Annotated in this window: 17 protein-coding genes, 1 tRNA gene and 1 riboswitch; of the genes, 6 read left to right on the top strand and 12 right to left on the bottom strand. The window is 71.7% G+C overall.

Going from position 1 to position 19350, the window contains the following annotated elements; genetic code table 11:
• Positions 1 to 3: 3 nt before the first annotated feature.
• Positions 4 to 1317, top strand: a complete 1314-nt coding sequence (locus BLU20_RS05440; protein ID WP_083371877.1) for a sensor histidine kinase — start codon at positions 4 to 6, stop codon at positions 1315 to 1317.
• Entirely contained in the window at positions 1275 to 2003 is a 729-nt protein-coding gene (locus BLU20_RS05435; RefSeq protein WP_083371876.1) for a response regulator, read from the top strand. The genes BLU20_RS05440 and BLU20_RS05435 overlap by 43 nt, the downstream gene beginning before the upstream one ends.
• A 90-nt stretch (positions 2004 to 2093) precedes the next feature.
• Here BLU20_RS05435 and BLU20_RS05430 read toward each other — a convergent pair whose 3' ends face one another.
• From BLU20_RS05430 to BLU20_RS05420, 3 genes are all read right to left on the bottom strand, one after another.
• A complete protein-coding gene (locus tag BLU20_RS05430; RefSeq protein ID WP_231959313.1) occupies positions 2094 to 2804 on the bottom strand; it encodes a DUF4396 domain-containing protein in 711 nt (236 codons plus the stop codon).
• Between the two features lie 90 nt (positions 2805 to 2894).
• Positions 2895 to 6050: an efflux RND transporter permease subunit gene (locus tag BLU20_RS05425; protein WP_083371875.1), complete on the bottom strand. Its 3156-nt coding sequence runs from the start codon at positions 6048 to 6050 to the stop codon at positions 2895 to 2897.
• 113 nt (positions 6051 to 6163) lie between these two features.
• Positions 6164 to 6640 (bottom strand): GbsR/MarR family transcriptional regulator, encoded by a 477-nt coding sequence (locus BLU20_RS05420; RefSeq protein WP_052367003.1) that lies wholly within the window; start codon positions 6638 to 6640, stop codon positions 6164 to 6166.
• A 112-nt stretch (positions 6641 to 6752) separates the two neighbouring features.
• Here BLU20_RS05420 and BLU20_RS05415 point away from each other — a divergent pair, with 112 nt between their 5' ends.
• Together BLU20_RS05415 and BLU20_RS05410 are read left to right on the top strand one after the other, a co-directional pair.
• Complete coding sequence (locus tag BLU20_RS05415) at positions 6753 to 7268, top strand: MarR family winged helix-turn-helix transcriptional regulator (protein ID WP_155990680.1); 516 nt, start codon at positions 6753 to 6755, stop codon at positions 7266 to 7268.
• A gap of 10 nt (positions 7269 to 7278) precedes the next feature.
• Complete coding sequence (locus tag BLU20_RS05410; protein ID WP_231959312.1) at positions 7279 to 8490, top strand: glycoside hydrolase family 3 N-terminal domain-containing protein; 1212 nt, start codon at positions 7279 to 7281, stop codon at positions 8488 to 8490.
• A gap of 2 nt (positions 8491 to 8492) precedes the next feature.
• Here BLU20_RS05410 and BLU20_RS05405 read toward each other — a convergent pair whose 3' ends face one another.
• From BLU20_RS05405 to BLU20_RS05390, 4 genes are all read right to left on the bottom strand, one after another.
• Positions 8493 to 9365 (bottom strand): oxygenase MpaB family protein, encoded by an 873-nt coding sequence (locus BLU20_RS05405; RefSeq protein WP_083371872.1) that lies wholly within the window; start codon positions 9363 to 9365, stop codon positions 8493 to 8495.
• A 54-nt stretch (positions 9366 to 9419) separates the two neighbouring features.
• Entirely contained in the window at positions 9420 to 10133 is a 714-nt protein-coding gene (gene tenA / locus BLU20_RS05400; protein WP_052367001.1) for a thiaminase II, read from the bottom strand.
• Positions 10123 to 10246: riboswitch (TPP riboswitch) on the bottom strand. Its footprint overlaps the gene before it by 11 nt.
• Before the next feature lie 212 nt (positions 10247 to 10458).
• A tRNA-Leu gene (locus tag BLU20_RS05395) sits at positions 10459 to 10535 on the bottom strand.
• Between the two features lie 100 nt (positions 10536 to 10635).
• Complete coding sequence (locus BLU20_RS05390) at positions 10636 to 12057, bottom strand: NAD(P)/FAD-dependent oxidoreductase (protein ID WP_052367000.1); 1422 nt, start codon at positions 12055 to 12057, stop codon at positions 10636 to 10638.
• A gap of 179 nt (positions 12058 to 12236) precedes the next feature.
• Between BLU20_RS05390 and BLU20_RS05385 the strand changes: the two genes are divergently transcribed.
• The gene (locus BLU20_RS05385) at positions 12237 to 13163 is read left to right on the top strand and encodes a glycoside hydrolase family 6 protein (RefSeq protein WP_172829024.1); all 927 of its coding nucleotides are present in this window, start codon (positions 12237 to 12239) and stop codon (positions 13161 to 13163) included.
• Here the strand turns inward: BLU20_RS05385 and BLU20_RS05380 are convergent.
• The 5 genes from BLU20_RS05380 to BLU20_RS05360 all read right to left on the bottom strand — a co-directional run bounded on the left by BLU20_RS05380 (position 13160) and on the right by BLU20_RS05360 (position 17685).
• Positions 13160 to 14101 carry a Ppx/GppA phosphatase family protein gene (locus BLU20_RS05380; RefSeq protein WP_083371870.1) on the bottom strand — a complete coding sequence of 314 codons (942 nt, stop codon included), beginning with the start codon at positions 14099 to 14101 and terminating at the stop codon, positions 13160 to 13162. The genes BLU20_RS05385 and BLU20_RS05380 overlap by 4 nt on opposite strands.
• A gap of 43 nt (positions 14102 to 14144) precedes the next feature.
• A complete protein-coding gene (locus tag BLU20_RS05375) occupies positions 14145 to 14684 on the bottom strand; it encodes a DUF501 domain-containing protein (RefSeq protein ID WP_083371869.1) in 540 nt (179 codons plus the stop codon).
• 30 nt (positions 14685 to 14714) lie between these two features.
• Positions 14715 to 15431 (bottom strand): FtsB family cell division protein, encoded by a 717-nt coding sequence (locus BLU20_RS05370; RefSeq protein ID WP_157270331.1) that lies wholly within the window; start codon positions 15429 to 15431, stop codon positions 14715 to 14717.
• 172 nt (positions 15432 to 15603) lie between these two features.
• Entirely contained in the window at positions 15604 to 16887 is a 1284-nt protein-coding gene (gene eno, locus BLU20_RS05365) for a phosphopyruvate hydratase (protein ID WP_029253033.1), read from the bottom strand.
• 117 nt (positions 16888 to 17004) lie between these two features.
• Positions 17005 to 17685, bottom strand: a complete 681-nt coding sequence (locus tag BLU20_RS05360; RefSeq protein ID WP_083371867.1) for a MazG family protein — start codon at positions 17683 to 17685, stop codon at positions 17005 to 17007.
• A 116-nt stretch (positions 17686 to 17801) separates the two neighbouring features.
• Between BLU20_RS05360 and BLU20_RS05355 the strand changes: the two genes are divergently transcribed.
• Positions 17802 to 19346 carry an ABC transporter permease gene (locus BLU20_RS05355; protein WP_083371866.1) on the top strand — a complete coding sequence of 515 codons (1545 nt, stop codon included), beginning with the start codon at positions 17802 to 17804 and terminating at the stop codon, positions 19344 to 19346.
• The last annotated feature ends 4 nt before the right edge of the window (positions 19347 to 19350 follow it).

The following is a 19350-nucleotide window of genomic DNA, read 5'->3' as shown; positions in this document are numbered from 1 at the left end:
CCGATGACCTCGACGACGCCGGAGCCGGTGCCCCCCGGGGTGCCGGCTCCGGCGTCCCCGTTGACGGAGCTCGACGCGCGCAACCTCGGCCCCGTTCGTCGATGGTTCGCCGTCCACCCGGTCGGGACCGACCGCGTCGTGGTGGGCCTCTACCTCGCGGCGACCGCCCTCGCGCTCGCGGTCACGGACGTCCCGGCGGCCCGGTGGTGGGTCGCCGCGGCCAGCTTCGTCGTCGCCGCCCTCCTGCTCCGGCGCCGTGCGCACCCGGTCGGGGTGACCGTGGCCGTCAGCGTCATCGGCGCGATCGGCATCCTCACCCTCGGCGACACCGCGGCCTTCGACCTCGCGGCCGCGTTCGGTGTCTACACCGTCGCGTCGAACCGGCCCGCCCACGACGCCTGGTCGACGGCGGGCGTCGCCATCGTCATGGTCGCCGGCGCGGCGCTGATCGCCTCCCCCAGTGCGACGTACGACGACGGACTGCGGATCCCGGCCGACGTCCCGCTCGGGACGATCACTGCGGACAGGGTCGTCACCGCCGTGTTCGTCGTCGTCGTGATCCTGATCGCGCTCTCGATCGGGTCCACCGTGCACAGCCGACGGCTCCACATCGCCGACCTGCTCGACCGTGCCAACGGGTTCGCGCGCGAGGCGGAACAGTCCGCGCAGATCGCCGCGGCGGCGGAACGCGGACGGATCGCCCGGGAGATGCACGACGTCGTCGCGCACAGCCTGACGGTGATGGTCGCGCTCGCCGACGGCGCGAAGGCTCTCGGCCCCAAGGACCCGGAACTGGCCCGCCAGGCGCTCGACGAGCTCACCGAGACCGGACGCACGGCGTTGACCGACATGCGCAGCGTCCTGGGCGTCCTCCGCGCACCGGAGTCGGGCACCGAGAACGAGCTCGCCACCGGCGCCCCGGACCTCGACGACGTCGTCGCGACGTTCCGGACGGCCGGGCTGCCCGTCCGTCTGGTCCGCGAGGGCGGTGCCGCGAACCTCCCGGTCCCCACTCGTCGCGCCGTCGAGCGCATCGTGACCGAGGCGCTGACCAACGTCCTGCGCCACGCACCGCTCAGTCCCGACGTCCGCGTGTCCCTGGGCGGTGTGTGGAACCCTGACGGGCCCGGCCGCAGCGTCGAGATCGTCGTGCTCAACACCCACGGTCCCGGGCAGTCGAAGAGCACCAGCGGAGCGCAGCAGGGCATCATCGGGATGCGGGAACGCGCCACCGCGCTCGGCGGGACGATCGAGGCCGGACCGTACGGCTCGGGATGGCGCGTGCGAGCTCTGCTCCCGCTGAAGGAGGAGATGTGAGCGACCGGTCGACACGCGTGCTCCTGGTCGACGACCAGGCACTTCTGCGGATGGGCTTCCGAATGGTCCTGACGGCCGAGGACGACCTCGAGGTCGTCGGCGAGGCGTCCGACGGCGCGGCCGCCCTCGCCCAGGCCGCGGCGCTCTCGCCCGACGTCGTCGTCATGGACGTCCGCATGCCCGGGATGGACGGCATCGAGGCGACGACGCACCTCCTCGCGGCGCACCCCGGCCTGCGTGTCCTCGTCGTGACGACGTTCGACCTCGACGAGTACGCGTTCGCGGCGCTCAAGGCCGGGGCCAGCGGGTTCCTGCTCAAGGACGCACCGCCCGCCGAGCTGGTCAGCGCGATCCGAGCGGTCGCCGACGGCGACGCCGTGGTCGCGCCCCGGGTCACCCGCCGGATGCTCGAGATGTTCGCCGCCCGGCTCCCGGCCGAGGACGGCGCAGCCGTGGCCACAGGAGCCACGGATCCGCGCCTGTCCCCTCTGACGGCACGCGAGCACGAGATCTTCGCCGCGCTCGGGGAAGGACTCACCAACGCGGAGATCGCCCGGCGGTTCGTCCTGTCCGAGGCCACGGTCAAGACCCACGTGGGCCGCGTGCTCGGCAAGCTCGGACTCCGCGACCGCGTCCAGGCCGTCGTCCTCGCGTACGAGACGGGCGTCGCGACCCCGGGGACCTAGAGGCCGTGGTCTCGACAGGCTCGACCATCGTGGCCCGAGCCCGTCGGTCGAGCCCGTCGAGACCCCCCCGCCGGTCGAGCCCGTCGAGACCTACATCTCCTCCTTCACACCCCGGCGGATCAGCCACCAGTTGACCGGGTAGCTGGTGCAGAAGCCGGCGATCATCGCGAGCTGCATCGCGAACCAGAACTCCGGACTGTCGACCGGTGCCGTCCCGCCGTAGGCCGGGCGGAACCAGGCGAGCTGAATGAGTGCCATGACCGCGTACATCCCCACCTGCCAGGCGAGGATCGACGCGGCGTCCGCCTTGACCGCCTCGCGAAGCCCGTCACGTACCCCGAGCCCGCGCATCGGCGCGATCGTGAAGTACTGGAAGACCACGCCGAAACCGAAGGCGAGGACGAGGTCGAGGATCCAGACGGCGAACATCTCCTCGGCGAAGAGCGTCCCGTACCCCAGCCACACGGCGATCACGGGGAACCCGAACGCCAGCCACTCCGCGACGAGATCTCCGAGCGCGCAGCCTGCGCCGCAGTGCGACGTGCCCTTGGCGACCGCGACCGGCATCCCTGCGTCGCCCGGACCGTCGTCCGAGCCGCGACGTGGCCCCCGCCCCCAGCGCAGGTAGCCGGCGAGCCAGAGCACGCTCCCGAAGAGTGCCGTGAGCGGCCACACGAGATTCATGATCCACATCGGCTGTGGTCGTCGGACCTGGTCGACGACCATGACGAGCGCGCAGAGGCCCGCGACGGTCAGAGACACGACAGCGATCTGGTGCAGGGCGACGGGAAACACGGGCACGGGCAGCCTCCTCGGTGACGACAGACGGCGACTCCGCCCCATCATGAGGATGACGGGGCGGAGTCGCAGGTCGAGCCGGTGCTGCGGCGATCAGTCAGCGGCCGGCTCCTCGGCCGCGTGCTTCGCCTCGTGCCCGACCTCACGGCCGTTCGCACGCTTGGCCTCGCGCTTGGCGGCACGCTTCTCCTTGCGCTGCTCCGCCAGGGTGTAGAGCACCGGGACGACGATCAGCGTCAGGGCGGTCGAGGTGACGAGCCCGCCGATCACCACGAGCGCCAACGGCTGCGAGATGAACGACCCACCGCCGGTGATGCCGAAGGCCATCGGCGTCAGGGCGAAGATCGTCGCGAGCGCCGTCATCACGATCGGGCGAAGTCGCTTGCGCGAGCCCTCGACGACCGCGTCCTCCAACGAGCGCCCGCGTTCGCGGTACTGGTTGATCAGGTCGATCAGGACGATCGCGTTCGAGACGACGATGCCGACGAGCATCAGCATGCCGATCAGGGACGGCACACCCAGAGGCGTGGACGTGGCGAGCAGCAGGAGCAGGGCCCCCGTCGCGGCGAACGGGATCGAGACGAGCAGGATGAACGGCTGCAGCAGGCTGCGGAACGTCGCCACCATGACGAGGTAGACGATCGCGATCGCGGCGAGCAGCGCCAGACCGAGGTCGCCGAACGCGTCGGCCTGGTCGGCCGCGACGCCCCCGATCTCGACGTCCGCACCCGGCGGCAGGTCCAGCTCGTCCATGGCCGTGGTCAGCTCGGTGGTCAGCCCGCTGAGGTCCTGACCGGCAGGGATCACCGAGACCGTCGCGGAACGCACCCCGTCGACACGGGTCACCGACGTCGGCGCCTCGACCTCCGAGATCGTGGCGACCTCGGAGAGCGGCACCGGCCCGGCGGCGGACGGGAGCACGGTCTGCTCGAGGGCCTCGACCGACGCGGGCACCTCGCCGGCGCTGACGGTCACGGAAACGGGTCCGTCACCGAGGTCGACGTCCCCGATCGGCCGAGGAGACATCGTGCTGGAGACGATCCCGGCGACCTGTGTCTCGGTCAGTCCTGCGGCAGCGGCGGCGTCACGGTCGACGTCCACCTCGAGCACGCTCTGCGCGGCGGCGAGGTTGTTGGTGACCTCCTCGGCGTCGGCCGCTCCCTGGGCGGCCTCCTCCACCTGCAGGGCCGCGGCCTCGAGCGTCTCGCCGTCGGGCGCGCTGACGAGCAGGTCGACCGTCGAGCTGCCGAACCCGGAGTCTCCCGCGGAGACGCTGACGTCCGTGGTGCGGTCCCCGCCGAGGTCCTCGACGGCGTCCTCGATCTCCTCGGTCGCGGCGACGCCGTCGGCGTCCTCGTCGAGGGTGAGCGCGAACGTCGCGCTCGGCGCACCACCCCCGCCGAAGAGCGCGGCCTCGGGACCACCGGCCTGGCCCACGGTGGTCTGGACCGTGGCGACGTCGTCGAGGCCCATGAGGGTCTCCTCGATCTCGCGGGCGCCGGAGTCCTGCGCCGCCAAGGAGGTCCCGTTCTCGAACTCCTGGGTGACGGTGATGGTGTCCTGGCCGGAGTCGCCGATGAAGTTGGTCTCCAGGCGCGGGACGAGCGCCAGGGTTCCGGCGAGCACGGCGACGGCGATCGAGACGCTGATCACCGGATGCCGCAGGGCGGCCATCAGCGTCGGCATGTACGCACGCTGCCAGAGGCCCCGGCGTTCCTTCTCCTCGGCGGCCGCCCGCTGAGCGTCGGCCTCCTCGGGATCCTCGGCGACGTGCGGCGAGCGGATGAACCAGTACGCGAGCACCGGCACGATCGTCAGGGCGACGAAGAGGGAGGCCAGCAGGGCGATGGTGATCGTCATCGCGAAGGGCTGGAAGAGCTCCCCGACAGACCCGCCGACGAACGCGATCGGGAGGAAGACGGCGACGGTCGCGATCGTCGAGGACGTGATCGCGCCACCCACCTCGCGCACCCCGCCGAGGATCGCCTGCTTCTTGTCCTCACCGTAGGAGAGGTGCCGCTTGATGTTCTCGATGACCACGATCGAGTCGTCGACGACGCGCCCGATGGCGATGGTCATCGCGCCGAGCGTCAGGATGTTCAGGGTGTAGCCGGACAGGTCCATGACGAGGAACGTCACGAAGAGCGAGAGCGGGATCGAGACCGCCGAGACCAACGTGGACCTTACGGACATGAGGAACACGAGGATGATCAGGACGGCGAAGATCAGGCCGAGCCCGCCCTCGGTCGCCAGACCCTCGATCGACTCCTCGATGAAGGGCGCCTGGTCGAACACGACCTCGACGCGGACACCGGCAGCCTCCAGGGCGTCGGTCTGCTCGTCGAGCACCTCCTGCACGGCGTGCGAGACGTCGACGGTGTTGCCCGCCGGGGTCTTGGTGATCGCGAGCGCCAGGGAGTCCTCGCCGTCGAGCCGGGAGTACGACGTCGCGGGCGCGGGCCCGGCGGTGACGGTCGCGATCTCGGAGAGGGGGACGGTCTGGCCGTCCGGTGTCGCGATCGGGAGGGCCTCGATCTCGTCGACGGAGCTGATCGGCGACCCGACCTGCACGGAGAGGGTGGTCTCGCCCTCCGTGATGGTCCCTGCCGGGAGGCGTACGCCGTTGTCGTCGAGCACCGACTGGACGTCGGCGGCGCTGAGTCCGGCTGCTGCGGTCGCTGCGAGGTCGAGGTCGATCGTGATCTCGGTGTCGGCGACGCCGCTGATGGCGACCGAGCGCACGTCGTCGATCTTCTCCAGGGCGGGGACGAGCACCGTGTCGATCGTGTTGGCCAGGTCTTCCTGGCTCTCACCGCCGGCTGCCGAGAGCTGGATGACGGGGAGATCGTCGATCGAGCCGGTGACGACCTGCGGGTCGACGTCCTCGGGCAGCTGCGTCTGGACGCGCGTGACCGCGGTCTGCATCTGCTGCGCCGCGAGGTCCATGTTGGTGCCGTAGGCGAACTCGACGGTCGTCACCGACATCCCTGTCGAGGCGGTCGAGGAGATCGACTCGACCCCGTCGACGGCCTTGGCGGCCTCCTCGACGACCTCGGTGACCTGGTCCTCGACGACCTCCGGCGAGGCTCCGGGGTAGACGCCCACGACCGCGGCCGCGGGGAAGGAGATCGACGGGATGAGCTCTTGCTTGAGCGACGTCAGGCTCAGGTAGCCGAAGAGCGCGACGGCGATGGTGAACAGGGCGATCAGGGCTCTGTTCGCGAGGGAGAATCTAGCTAGGCGGTCCACGATGCCTCCGGCGATCGTCAGGCGGGGTCAGGTCGGTGCAGGTCGGTGCAGGTCAGAGCAGGTCCGTGCAGGGTGATGCGGCCCGGACGGGCGCGCTCCGACCGGGGACGGGATCAGGGGCTCGAGGCACCCTCTTCCTGGATGAAGCGCTCCCAGAGTTGTGGGATCTCGCGTTCGAGGAAGGCGAAGAACTGCCGGGCGCGGTGGAGCCGCGCGAGGTCGACGGGTGCGTCGTCGGCAGTGAGGCAGTCGTCCAGCAGCGCGCGGAAGGACGTCACGAAGCGGAGCTGGTCACCTTCCATCGCCTCCCACGCGGTCGGCGACACCCGGTAGTAGGCGCGCCGGTCCCCCGATCGCGCGGTGCGCTCGACGAAGCCCCCGCGCTGCAGGGCGCGCAGCGTGGTGCTGATGCCTCCTGCGCTGGCCTCGAGCGCCTCGCTCAGGTCCTGGGCGCTCTGCTCCGGCGGGTCGCACGCGAGCAACCAGCCGACGAGGCGTCCACCCGTGCGCGTGAATCCTGCCTCCTCGAGAAGCAGACCGGTGTCCTCGACGAAGCGACTGACGCCGGGAGCGATCTCTGCTTCTTTCACAACTTTCACACTAGTCTGAAACTTCTGTCGCACCAAAATCGCCGACATCTGTTTTCCACACCGCCAACAGATGTGACAGACAGGGCATAGCGGACTCGACTATGGTTATAGCGTGATTACTCCAGACCCGGCCGCACCGTCCGTCGACGATGCCGAACGCCGTGAATCGCTCGTGCGGGAGTACCTCGATGTCCAAGAAGCCGTGCGCGACACCCTCGTGACGCAGCGTCTCACCTCGCTCGTCAGCACGCGGCTCACCGTGCAGCAGCTACGAGCGATCGCCGTCCTCATGCTCGACGAGGGCCTCAGTGCACATCAGCTCGCCAAGGCGCTCGGGGTATCCCCCGCGACCGTCTCCGGAATCCTCGACCGCCTGGAGGCGGGGGGCCTCGTCCGACGCCGCACCGACGAGAAGGACGGTCGGGTCCGACGGATCGCCGTGACCGACCAGGGAGTCACTGCCGTCCGCCGGATCGTCGCCGACGACACCGCCCCCGGGCCGGAGACGCTGCACCAGCTCAGCACCGAGGACCTCGAGAGGTCGATCCCGTTCGCGATCTCGATGCTCCGGGCCGCGCAGGCCAATGCGACCGTGGCCTCGGCGGAAGACCTCCCGCGCAGCGAGTAACGTCGAGCACGTGAGTGTCCGAGCCTGGATCCGTGCGGCGGCCGTGTCGACCGCCGTGCTCGCGCTGACCGCCTGCTCGGGCGGCGCGTCCGAGCAGGAGCCGTCGTCGACGGATCCCTCGACGCCGCCCGGTACCGCGACGTCCGCGACGCCCGATCCCGCCGGGACGCCGGAGCAGACGACGGAGGACCCCCTCGAGGGGATGACGGCGGAACAACGTGCAGGCCAGCTCGTCATGGTCGGGCTGGAGGCCGACGACCCGGCCGAGGCCAGTCTCGCCGCGGTCCGGGACGACCACGTGGGCAACATCTTCCTCGCCGGACGCTCGACGGAGGGCGTGGAGGCGACGGCCGACGTCGTCGACCGGTTCACCGCACTCGTCGACGACGAGACGACCGCCGGCGTACCACTCCTGGTCGCGAGCGACCAGGAGGGCGGATCCGTGCAGGTGCTGCGGGGCGACGGGTTCTCCGACATCCCCTCGGCCGTCGACCAGGCGACGTGGGGCACCGAAACGCTCGTCGACCGCGCCACCACCTGGGGCCAGGAGCTGGCCGCGGCGGGCGTGAACTTCAACCTCGCCCCCGTGGTCGACGTCGTGCCGGAGGCGACCGCCGCCTCGAACGCGCCGATCGGCGCGTTCGACCGCCAGTACGGCGCGACGGCCGAGGACGCCGCCCGGGGTGCCGGTGCGTTCGCCACGGGCATGGAGGCCGCCGGCGTCGGCGTGAGCCTCAAGCACTTCCCGGGCCTCGGCCTCGTCACCCAGAACACCGACACGACGGCGGGTGTCACCGACACCGAGACCGACGCCGACTCCGCGTCGGTCGCTGCGTTCCGGGCGCTGATCGAGGAGGACCCGGCGTCCGTGATGGTCGCGACAGCGGTCTACGAACGGCTCGACCCGGACAACCCGGCCGCGTTCTCCTCCGCCGTCGTCACGGACCTGCTCCGGGCCGACCTCGGCTACGACGGCATGGTGATCACCGACGACCTCTCCGCAGCCGCGCAGGTCCAGTCCGTCGAGCCCGCGGAACGCGCGATCCGGGCGATCGAGGCCGGGTGCGACGTGGTCCTCGCCTCCGCCGTCCCCGAGGACGCGTCGATCATGGTGTCCGCGATCGCCGAGCGCGCCGCCGAAGACCCGGACTTCGCCGAGCGCGTGGACGAGTCGGCTGCTCGGGTCCTGGCAGCCAAGGAGCAGATCGCCGCCACGGGCTGAGGTCAGTCGACGGGTCGAGCCGGCGGCGGGTCCCCCGCGAGCGCCCACCGGATCGCCCGGGTCGCGACGTGCCCGCCCACCCGCACCACGGTGGGGTCGCCCCGTACGGGCCAGGGCGCCGTGATCTCCCGCTGGGCCCATCGGGGCAACGAACCGTACGCGGCAGCACCCAGGAGCGCGTAGGGCCCGCGCGCCGCGCGAGGCAGCGGGGGCTCTGCGAGCAGGAACCGGGCGACGTCGTCGGACTCCTGGGTCGCACCCAGCTCTGGACCAAACTCCTGCCAGGCGATACGGACCTCCGCGCGGGACCGGGGCGGGTCGACGGCCCCCAGGCGGAGTGCGACGTCCGCGGCCTGGGCGAGGTACGCGTCGCACCCGGCGGCGTCCAACGGGCGGAGCCCGAAACGTTGGTGCGCCGTGAGAAAGCTGTCGACCTCGGCCAGGTGCACCCAGCGCAGGAGCCACGGGTCGTCGGCGGCGTAGGCGCGTCCGTCCGGCGCCGTGCCGCGTACCCGCGCGTGGACCGTGCGGACGACGTCGATGCTCTGGCGGGCGTACTCGACCGTGCCGAACGTCGTCGCCGCCAGGAACGTGCTCGTCCGGGCCAGGCGCCCCCACGGGTCGCCACGGTATCCGGAGTGCGCGGCGACCGCGGCCATCGCCAGCGGGTGCAGCGACTGCAGGAGCAGGGCGCGGACACCGCCGACGAACATCGAGGCGTCGCCGTGGACGCGCGCGATCTCCGAGTCCTGCGCGAACTGCCGCGGTCCGGCCGTGGCGTGGATGCGCTCGCGCTCCTCGTGGCCGTCCGGGCCGCCGACCCGGGCGAAGAGGGCGCGTCCGGAGGTCCTGCGCAGCGTCTCGACGGGGCTCATCCCCCTAGTCTGCCTCGGCGGGGACCGTTCGCGGGTCCCCGCCGAGGCACCGGGTCACCAGGTCTCGAGGGACCAGGCCATCTGCCAGAACCGGATCTCGTGGCGCACGCTCAGCTCGAAGGCGAGCTCCATGCGTGCGCGCTCCTCGGGCCCGGCCTGAGCCGCCACCGCGTCGAGCTTGGCCCGCATCTCCTCGAGCATCTGCAGGCACGAGTCGTCGGCGTAGAACCGCCACCACCCGGCGAACGGGTGGTCGTCCTGGATCGGCTCCGCGTGCGCATAGCGGTCCGCGGCCCAGATGTACGTCCACGGGCAGGGCAGCAGCGCGGCGAGGAGCGTGCCGAGCGTGTCGCGGCCCGCCTCCATCATGTGGTCGACGTAGGCCTTGGCGCTCGGCGCGAGACGCTCCACCTGCGCGTCCTCGTAGGTCACCCCGAGACGCGCGCAGAGCGCGAGGTGTGCCTCGGACTCGTCGTCCAGCAGGAATCCGGTGCGCTCGTGGAAGTAGCGCATCCACTCGCGGTCGGGGGCGAGGGTCAGTCCCAGGCCGTAGCAGCGGACGTACGCGCTCAGGTACTGGTGGTCCTGGCCCACGTAGTGCTGCACCTTCTCGGGGGCGAGCGTGCCGTCACGCAGGCCCGACAGGAAGGGATGCTGGTAGAAGTCCTCGAACAGGTGCGCGTACCGGCGCCCCAGCTCTGCGGTGAATCCGGACTCCGACGCCGCTACCGGCGTCGTCTGGTCGTTCTCAAGGGTCACGGCAGTCATGCCACGTTCCTCCGCTCGTTCTGGCGAGATCAGGTTCAACGGGTCCGGACGGTTCTCCCGCCCATCTCAGTCCCGGCCGACGGTGTCGGACAGAGATTCCCCGCGTGGTGTGTCTCGACCGTAGCAAGGGGCGCCCGTGGCGGACGCACCGGTCGCATCGTGGGACGCCGCCTACGCGTCGCCCGCGGCCAGTCGTTCGAGGAGCATCAGCGCCCTCGGCCCGTCGCGCCGCAGGACGAGCGTGGTCCCCTCGTCCTCCCGGACCGTTGCCTCCGCGCGGACGCCGGCGGCGTCGAGCGCGGCCGCGCTCTCCGGCAGGGCCTGGTGGTGCCCCCACCGGGGTTCGAACCCGGACTGGGCCGATTTTAAGTCGGCTGCCTCTGCCAGTTGGGCTACGGGGGCCATGCTCGTCGTGAGACTAACGCACGACGGCGGGGACGGACCCGTCCAGGTCCGCCCCCGCCGTCGTGCGTGCGTGCGTGGGCGTCACGCCCACCGAGGACTACTTGCCCGCGCCGACCGCGTCCTTGTCGGACTTCGGAGCCGCGTCGTCCTTCGGCTTCGGCGGGAGCGACGCGTTGCGGAACGCCGCACGGGGGTCGTGGATCGACCCGAGCGAGACGGTCTTGCGGCGCATGACGAACTGGTCGAACCAGCCCATGAAGATGCGGATCTTGCGGTTCCAGGTCGGCATCGCGTAGCCGTGGTACGTGCGGTGCACGGCCCAGGCCGGGAAGCCCTTGAACTTGAAGACGCCGAAGAGCTCGGCGACGCCCTTGTACAGGCCGAGCGACGCGACGACGCCGACGCTCTTGTGCTTGTACTGGACCAGCGGGCGGTCCTCGACCGACGCGACCAGGTTGTCACCGAGCTGGGTGGCCTGACGGATCGCGTGCTGCGCGTTGGGCGGGCAGAACGCGCCCGGGTTCAGCAGGTCGGGAACCGCGGCGCAGTCGCCGGCGCCCCAGGCGGCGGGGACGACGACGCCGTCCTCGTCGACGACCTGCAGGTTGGCGTTGACGGTCAGGCGGCCCATCTTGTCCGTCGGCAGGTCAGACTCCCCGATCACCGGGTTGGCCTTGACACCGGCCGTCCAGACGATGGTGTTGGAGTCGAACTCGACACCCGTGGACGTCACCACGTGGCCGTCGACGCAGGAGCTGAGGAAGGTCGAGAGGTGGAACTCGATGCCCCGCTCCTTCAGCTGCTCGAGGGCGTACTCCGCCATCGGCTCGCTGAGCTCGGGCAGGATCCGCCCGGCGCCCTCGATCATGACGAAGCGCAGGTCGGCCTGGTCGATAGACTCGTACTGGCTCAGCGCGGCGCGGGCCATGTCCTCGACCTCGGCGAGCGCCTCGATGCCGGCGAAGCCGCCACCGATGAAGGTGAACGTGAGCATCCGGCGCCGCTCGTCCGCGTCCCAGCAGCTGGACGCGAGGTCGAGCTGGTGCACCACGTGGTTGCGGACGGACACGGCCTCCTCGACGTTCTTGAAGCCGATCGCCTGCTCCGCGAGTCCCGGGATGGGCAGCGTGCGCGAGACCGAGCCGAGGCTCACGACGAGCTCGTCGTAGCTGATCTCGTACGCGTCGCCGATCTCGGGCGTGATCTCGACCTTGTGCTCGCCGTGCTTGATCGCGGTGACCTTGCCCTGCAGCACGTCGACGCCCTTGAGGGCGGAGCGCAGCGGGGCGACGACGTTGCGACCGTCGATCGAGCCGGCGGCAACCTCGGGAAGGAACGGGGCGTACGTCATGTACGGACGCGGGTCGACGACGACGATCGCGGCGTCCTTCTTGCCGAGCCGCTTGCGGATCCGGCGCGCCGAGTAGAGCCCGACGGAACCGCCGCCGAGCACCACGATGCGCGGCGTCTTGCGCGGGCTCGAAACGGTCCCGGCCGTGGTCGATACATTCGAAGACATGCCGTCAGAATAGTTGGCTGCACGCGAACTCGGTACCGCGCAGGGCGTCGTGTGAACAGGCTCACGCGCATCCCGCATGCCGGACACGGACGAGCACGCCGCGTCGATCGCGCCAGATTCACCCGGCAGGCGGAACGAACCACCCGTGGAAGACCACCTCGACCGACCGAAGGAGCCCAGTGCGCCGAGCTCTGGTCGCGGCGTGCGCGGCACTCGTCCTTGCCGCGGGATGCTCCGGCCCCTCGGGCCACGCGCCGACCACGGAGCCGTCCGAGACCGCCGACCCGGTCCCGCGCCTCGGCGATCCCGCGCTCGCCCGGACGACGTCCGCCGAGGACGACTCGCGGCTGACCGGGACGCCTCACGCCGTCTGGCTCACGGGCGAGGCGTCCGCGGCCCGGACCGTGCGCGAGACGACGAGCCGGGCGGCCGAGAACGGTCAGGTCGCCCAGCTCGTCGTCTACGCCGTCCCCGCACGGGACTGCGGCCTCCACTCCGCCGGGGGCCTGACCGTCGAGAGCTACGGGCCGTGGGTGGAGGGCCTGGCGGACGCCGTCGTCGGCACGCCCCTCCTCGTCCTCGAGCCCGACGCCCTCGCGCAGCTCGACGACTGCGGCGACCCCGCGACCCGCAGCCGCCTGCTCGCAGGCGCCGCGCGGACGCTGAGCGACGCGGGCGCACGCGTCTACGTCGACGTGGGGAACTCCGCGTGGCTCGGCCCCGAGGAGGCGGCCTCACGACTGCTGTCCCTGGGCCCGACCGGCGCCCGCGGGTTCGCGGTGAACGTCTCGAACTACCGCACGACCGAGGAGAGCGTCGCGTGGGCCGACGAGGTGTCACGCCTGACGGACGGGCTCCACTACGTCGTCGACACGTCGCGCAACGGGAACGGACCGAACGGGCAGTGGTGCAACGCCCGCGGGCGCGCGCTCGGCGACCCGCCTCGCCTCGTCGACGACGGGACGCGACTCGACGCACTGCTGTGGGTCAAGGTGCCGGGCGAGTCGGACGGTCCGTGCGGCGGCGGCCCGCCGGCGGGCACCTGGTGGCCGGAGATCGCCGAGGAGCTCGCCGCCAACGACCCGTGGGCCGACGCTCCCGGCTAGCCGAGCGACAGCGCGATGCCGTCCAGGATGTCGTGCTCGCTCGTCACGACGGACGTGAGGCGACCTCCGGCCGCGGCGACGTCGTCGCGGACACGCCGGACGATCTCGGACCACACCAGGGCCCCCGCGCCGATCACGTCGACCCGGCCCGGGTGCATGAAGCCGAGGGCCTCCCGCTCCGCCCGTGTCCGCGCGAGCAGGTCCTCGCACGTGGCGAGCACCTCGTCGACCCCCAGCTCGGCACCGTTGATCCGCTCGCGATCGTAGCGCTCGAGCCCGAGAGCGTGCGCCGTGACGGTGGTGACCGACCCCGCGAGCCCCACGAGGGTGCGGGTCGCGCCCAGGTCGACCGTCTCCGCGGCGACGTCGAGGGCCGCACGCACGTCGGCCCGGGCCGCGTCGATCTCGGCGACCGTCGGCGGATCCGTCACGAGGTGCCGCTCGGTCATCCGCACGCAGCCGACGTCCATCGACCGCGCGGCTCGGGGCTGGTTCTCCCCGAGAACCAGCTCCGTCGACCCGCCGCCGAGGTCGACGACGAGGTACGGGGCCGCGTGCGCCGCCGCGACGACGGTGGCTCCGCGGAACGACAGCGCCGCCTCCGCGTCGCCGGAGACCACCTCGGGCTCGACACCCAGGATCTCGCGGATCCCGTCGACGAACTCCTGCCTGTTCTCCGCGTCGCGCGTGGCCGACGTCGCGACGAACCGGACGCGGGTCGCGCCGAGCTCACCGATGATCGCCGCGTACCGGCGCGCGGCGTCGAACGTCCGCGCGAGCGCCTCGTCGGCCAGACGGCCCGTACGGTCGACACCCTGGCCGAGCCTGACGACCTCCATCCGGCGGTCGATCTCGGTCAGCACCCCACCGTCGACGTCGGCGACGAGCAGGCGGATGGAGTTGGTGCCGCAGTCGATCGCGGCCACGCGTGAAGTCATGGGCACAGCGTGCCAGTCACCGCCGACACGGTGCGAGTCGAGATCAGCAGGTGCAGCGTGTGCGGTCCCACAGTCCGTCGGCGGCCATCCGGACGATCGCCTCGTCCCCCAGCGGCTGGACCCCCGGCCCCGCGGCCAGCGCGTGCGCGACCAGGACGTGCAGGCACTTGACCCGCGTCGGCATCCCGCCGGCCGAGATGCCGTCGATCTCGACGACGTGGCCCAGTGCCTCGCGCTCCGCCAGATAGTGCTCGTGAGCGCGGCGGTACGCGGCGGCGAGCTCCTCGTCGACGGTCAGCCGTTCCGTCATCTCGCGCATCACGCCGTTGGCCTCGAGCGTCGAGGAGGCGGCGACGACGCTCGGCCCGGTGAGGTAGAACACGGTCGGGAACGGCGTCCCGTCGTCGAGACGCGGCAGGGTCCGCACCACGAGCGGGTGACCGGCCGGGCACCGTGCGGCGATCCCCACGACGCCGCGCGGGGTCCGTCCCAGCTGCGTGGCGAGGACGGCGAGGTCGCCGTCGGTGACGGTCTCGTCGGCAGCGTCAGGGGTGTCGGGGGTGTCGGGCCGGGGGTCGTTCACGTGAGGTCCATCCGTCGGGCGAGCAGGTCGTCACCCATTGTCCTCGCTCGCGCGAGCACCTGCCTCACCCGCGATCGTCACCGAGCCCGCGAGGGACTCGTACCAGGCCACGTCCTCGGAGAATCCCGACTCGACGGCGCCCGTACCCACCGCCTGCCCCGTCGCGGGGTTGCGGGTGTCGGCCACCGTGTCCGGGTCGAGCACCCGGTAGGAACGTTCGCCCGGCAGCACGAAGCTCAGCCGCTCCCGGGCCTGCGCGACGACGTACGCGTCGTCGCTCCACCGGTCCAGCTCGACCTGCAGGTCGTCACGCGTCTGCGTCGCCGCAGAGAGCTCGTTGCGCAGCTCGCGCAGCTCCGTCGTCTGCTCGACGTACGCGCGCCCGGTCGGGATCAGGACCACGAGGGCCACGAGGACGACGCCCGCGAGCACGATCCCGCGCAGGGTGAACGCCTCGGGCAGGATCGTGCGTCCGCCGGTCGCCGGCGCGCTGCCCGTCCGGGCGGGAGCGCTGCGCATGGCCGCCGTCGTACGAGCCGTCGAGGACCGTCCGCCCGACTTCTTGGCCGCGGGCTTCGTCGAGGCGGGCTTGGCCGAGGCCGGCTTCGACTCCGTCGACCTGGCAGCCGGCTTCTTCGCGGCGGGCTTTGCGGTCCGCGGCGTCGCGGGACGTCGCGCCGCGCCCGACGCACGCCCGTTCGACCGGGGGGTCCTGCCCGGTGACGAGGGTCGACGGTTCGTTGGCACAGGTCGATTGTGCCCCCGGCGGACGGCCGAGCACGACAGGCGTCCACGGCGAGCCGCCGCCCGACGCGTGTCGCCAGGGGTGAGGAACGTCTCAGGACGACGGACGACCGAGGGTCCGGCACCAGGACGGTGCCGGACCCTCGGTCGTCGGTGCGGGTCTACCCCGCGACGATCAGGCCTTCTTCGCGCGCGGGAACGCCGACGCACCCGCGTACACGGCCGAGTCGCCGAGGTCCTCCTCGATGCGCAGCAGCTGGTTGTACTTGTTGATGCGCTCGCCACGGGCGGGCGCACCGGTCTTGATCTGACCGGAGTTCGTCGCGACGGCGAGGTCGGCGATCGTCGTGTCCTCGGTCTCGCCGGAACGGTGCGACGTCATCGTGGTGAACCCGGCACGGTGCGCCAGGTCGACGGCGTCGAGCGTCTCGGTGAGCGTGCCGATCTGGTTGAGCTTGACCAGCAGCGAGTTGGCGGACTTCTCGTCGATCCCGCGGGCGAGGCGCTCGGGGTTGGTGACGAACAGGTCGTCGCCGACGATCTGCACCTTGTCACCGATCTCGGCGACGAGCTTGCTCCAGGCGGCCCACTCGTCCTCGGACAGCGGGTCCTCGATGGAGACGAGCGGGTAGTCCTCGACGAGCTGGGCGTAGTAGGCGACCATCTCGTCCGAGGTCTTGGTGCCACCCTCCCACTCGTAGACGCCGTCCTTGAAGAACTCGGTCGCGGCGACGTCGAGGGCGAGCGCCACGTCGACGCCCGGCGTGTAGCCGGCCTTCTCGATCGCAACGAGGATCAGGTCGAGCGCGGCGCGGTTCGACTCGAGGTTCGGGGCGAAGCCGCCCTCGTCCCCGAGGCCCGTGGCCAGGCCCTTCTCCTTCAGCACCGACTTCAGCGCGTGGTAGACCTCGGCGCCCGTGCGCAGGGCCTCCTTGAAGGTCTTCGCGCCGATCGGGGCGATCATGAACTCCTGGATGTCGACGTTCGAGTCGGCGTGGGAGCCACCGTTGAGGATGTTCATCATCGGCACGGGCAGGACGTGCGCGCCGGCACCGCCGACGTAGCGGTAGAGCTCGAGGCCGGCCGAGATGGCGGAGGCCTTCGCAACGGCGAGCGAGACGCCGAGGATGGCGTTCGCGCCGAAGTTGCCCTTGTTCGCGGTCCCGTCGAGCTCGATGAGCTTCGCGTCGATCTCGCGCTGGTCCGCGGCGTCGTAGCCGATGAGCTCCGGGGCGATGTCCTCGATCACCGAGGTGACGGCACCGACGACGCCCTTGCCGAGGTAGCGGCTCTTGTCGCCGTCACGGCGCTCGACAGCCTCGAACGCACCGGTCGACGCACCGGAGGGCACGCCTGCACGGGCGAACGTGCCGTCGTCCAGGACGATCTCGACCTCGACCGTGGGGTTTCCGCGCGAGTCGAGGATTTCACGTGCTCCGAGGGCTTCGATGATGGCCACAGGTGCTCCTTCAAGACAGGGTGATGGGCTAACCACTCCAGCGTAGTCCCGATGCCTGGTGGGTGCGGCATCGTCCGGCCAGTGACCCCCGAGCGTTCACGCCTGGTCACGAGAGGTTCACAGGGGACCCGCGGCACGGCCCGCATCTGTCCTCTCACGCTCGCGCACATGAGCCTCGGTCTCGCGGATCCTGGCACGCAGCGCGCCCTCGAGGTCGACCCCGTCGGCCTCCGCCCGTCGGACGAGCTCCATCAGCTCGTCGGCGTACGCGGCGGCATCCGTCCGCCCGCCCGACGACGTGCGCTCGTGCTCGTCGACCGCCGTCGTGCCCACGGGGAGCCCGGCCCGGCGGGCCCGCCCCACCACCTTCTGCGCGCGCGCCAGCGCACCCTGCGCGGCAGGGATGCCGTCGAGGACGCTCGCCCGCTGCTTCTCCGTGCGCTTGATCGCGTCCCACTGCGCGTGGAGGTCCTCGACCGGCGCGTCGCCGAAGACGTGCGGGTGGCGCCGGACGAGCTTGTCCGTGAGATCGCGTGCCACGTCGTCGAACGTGAACGGGTCGTCCGCGTCGTCCGCGGCGATCCGCGCGTGGAAGACGACCTGGAGCAGGACGTCGCCCAGCTCCTCCCGCATCCCCGGCCTGTCCCCAGTCTCGATCGCCTCGGCGAGCTCGTACGACTCCTCGAGCAGGTACCGCACGAGGCTCTCGTGCGTCTGCTCGGCGTCCCAGGGGCAACCGCCCGGCGAGTAGAGGCGATCCATCGCGGCCAGCAGGTCGGGCATCCCGGTCGTCGTCATCCGCCCACGGTAGCGACGCCGGCCCCGCCCGCGCCCCGCCACACCGCGGTCAGATCCACAGCGTCCGCACAGCATCGCGACAGCATGGGTCCAGGACCTCTCCCTACGTTCTGCACATGTTCTTCACCTACCTCCGGCGCGAGCTGCGCCACCGCCGTCGTCAGACGGCCGTCGTCGCGATCGGGATGGCCGTGGCTGTCGCGCTCGTCATGGTCGTCAACTCCGTGTCCACCGGCGTGAGCGACGCCCAGGACGACGTCCTCGACTCCGTGTACGGGATCGGGACCGACATCACCGTCACCCAGACCGGCGCTCCGGGCGACCGCGCGCCGGGCCGTTTCGAGGTCGGTGCCGAGGACGGCGAGGTCGGCGAGGACGGCTCGCGCGCCTTCGCCCAGAACAACGTCGCCGTCGAGCGCGGCACGGCGTCCTTCGACGACGACGCGCTGACCACCGTCGCGCAGATCGACGACGTCGCCGCCACGACCGGGACGTTGACCCTCTCCAGCACGACGTTCTCCGGGGAGGTCCCCGACACGGCCGCGCTCCCCGAGGGCGCGGACGCCGGGGAACGCGGCCCAGGTCAGGGCCAGGGAGCCGCCGGCGGCCCTGACGGCGCCGGGGGCTCGGCCTTCTCCCTCGACACGTTCTCCGTGACCGGCGTCGACCCCGGCTCCGACGCGGTCGGGCCCCTGACCACCGTCTCCCTCGTCGACGGGCGCGCGCTCGGCACCGACGACTCCGCCGCGGGCGACGACGGGACTCCCGCCACCGTCACCGTGCTGGACGCGACGTACGCCGCCTCGGCGGACCTGGCCGTCGGCGACACCGTCACGGTGGGCGACGAGGACCTCGAGGTGATCGGGACCGTGGGGTCGACGACCGGCGACGGGGTCGCGACCGGATCCGACGCATACGTGACGCTCGCACTCGCACAGTCGCTCGCCGACCTCGACGGGCAGCTCACCGACGTGTACGTGCAGGCCGACTCCGCGACCGCCATCGACGCCGTCGCCGAGGACATCTCCGCGGCACTCCCCGAGGTCACGGTCTCGACCCAGTCCGACCTCGCCTCGTCGGTGACGGGATCTCTGGCCAGCGCCTCCGACCTCGTCTCGACCCTGGGCCTCTGGCTCTCGGTCGTCGTGCTGGTCGCGGCGGTCGGCATCGCGATCCTGCTGACCGTCTCGGGCGTCACCCGCCGGACGCGCGAGCTGGGGACCCTCAAGGCGCTGGGCTGGCCCGGCCGTCGGGTGGTCGGACAGGTCGCCGGCGAGTCCCTGGTGCAGGGTCTGCTCGGCGGAGCCGTCGGCCTGGTCCTCGGGCTGGTCGCGATCGCCGTCGTCAACGCTCTCGGCATCACGCTCTCCGGGACGACCGGCGGGTTCGCGATCGGGGGGCAGGAGCGCACCGGCGGTGGCCCCGGAACGGGCGCCGCGGGCGGTGGACCCGGGGCGGGCGAGGCGGCCGGCGGGCCGTTCGGGAACGCCGTCGACCAGGCGGCCGGAGCCGTCGACGTCGTCCTGCACGCCCCGGTCAGCCCGACCGTCGTCGCGATCGCGATCGGCATCGCCGTCCTGGGCGGACTGCTCGCGGGGATCGTCGGTGGTGCCCGTGCCGCACGACTGCGTCCCGCCGAGGCTCTGCGGAGCGTCGCATGAGCAC

The organism is Paraoerskovia marina, from assembly GCF_900105445.1.
GTDB lineage: Bacteria > Actinomycetota > Actinomycetes > Actinomycetales > Cellulomonadaceae > Paraoerskovia > Paraoerskovia marina.
Note: the sequence above shows the minus strand (reverse complement) of the source record. Positions and strands in the feature narration are given on the sequence as shown.

Excerpts from the sequence above, each read along its gene's own strand:
- BLU20_RS05405 (WP_083371872.1), bottom strand. The coding sequence starts at position 9,365 with ATGAGCCCCGTCGAGACGCTGCGCAGGACCTCCGGACGCGCCCTCTTC.
- BLU20_RS05360 (WP_083371867.1), bottom strand. The coding sequence starts at position 17,685 with ATGACGACGACCGGGATGCCCGACCTGCTGGCCGCGATGGATCGCCTC.
- tenA (WP_052367001.1), bottom strand. The coding sequence starts at position 10,133 with ATGACTGCCGTGACCCTTGAGAACGACCAGACGACGCCGGTAGCGGCG.
- BLU20_RS05390 (WP_052367000.1), bottom strand. The coding sequence starts at position 12,057 with ATGTCTTCGAATGTATCGACCACGGCCGGGACCGTTTCGAGCCCGCGC.
- BLU20_RS05440 (WP_083371877.1), top strand. The coding sequence starts at position 4 with ATGACCTCGACGACGCCGGAGCCGGTGCCCCCCGGGGTGCCGGCTCCG.
- BLU20_RS05355 (WP_083371866.1), top strand. The coding sequence starts at position 17,802 with ATGTTCTTCACCTACCTCCGGCGCGAGCTGCGCCACCGCCGTCGTCAG.
- BLU20_RS05435 (WP_083371876.1), top strand. The coding sequence starts at position 1,275 with ATGGCGCGTGCGAGCTCTGCTCCCGCTGAAGGAGGAGATGTGAGCGAC.
- BLU20_RS05380 (WP_083371870.1), bottom strand. The coding sequence starts at position 14,101 with ATGACTTCACGCGTGGCCGCGATCGACTGCGGCACCAACTCCATCCGC.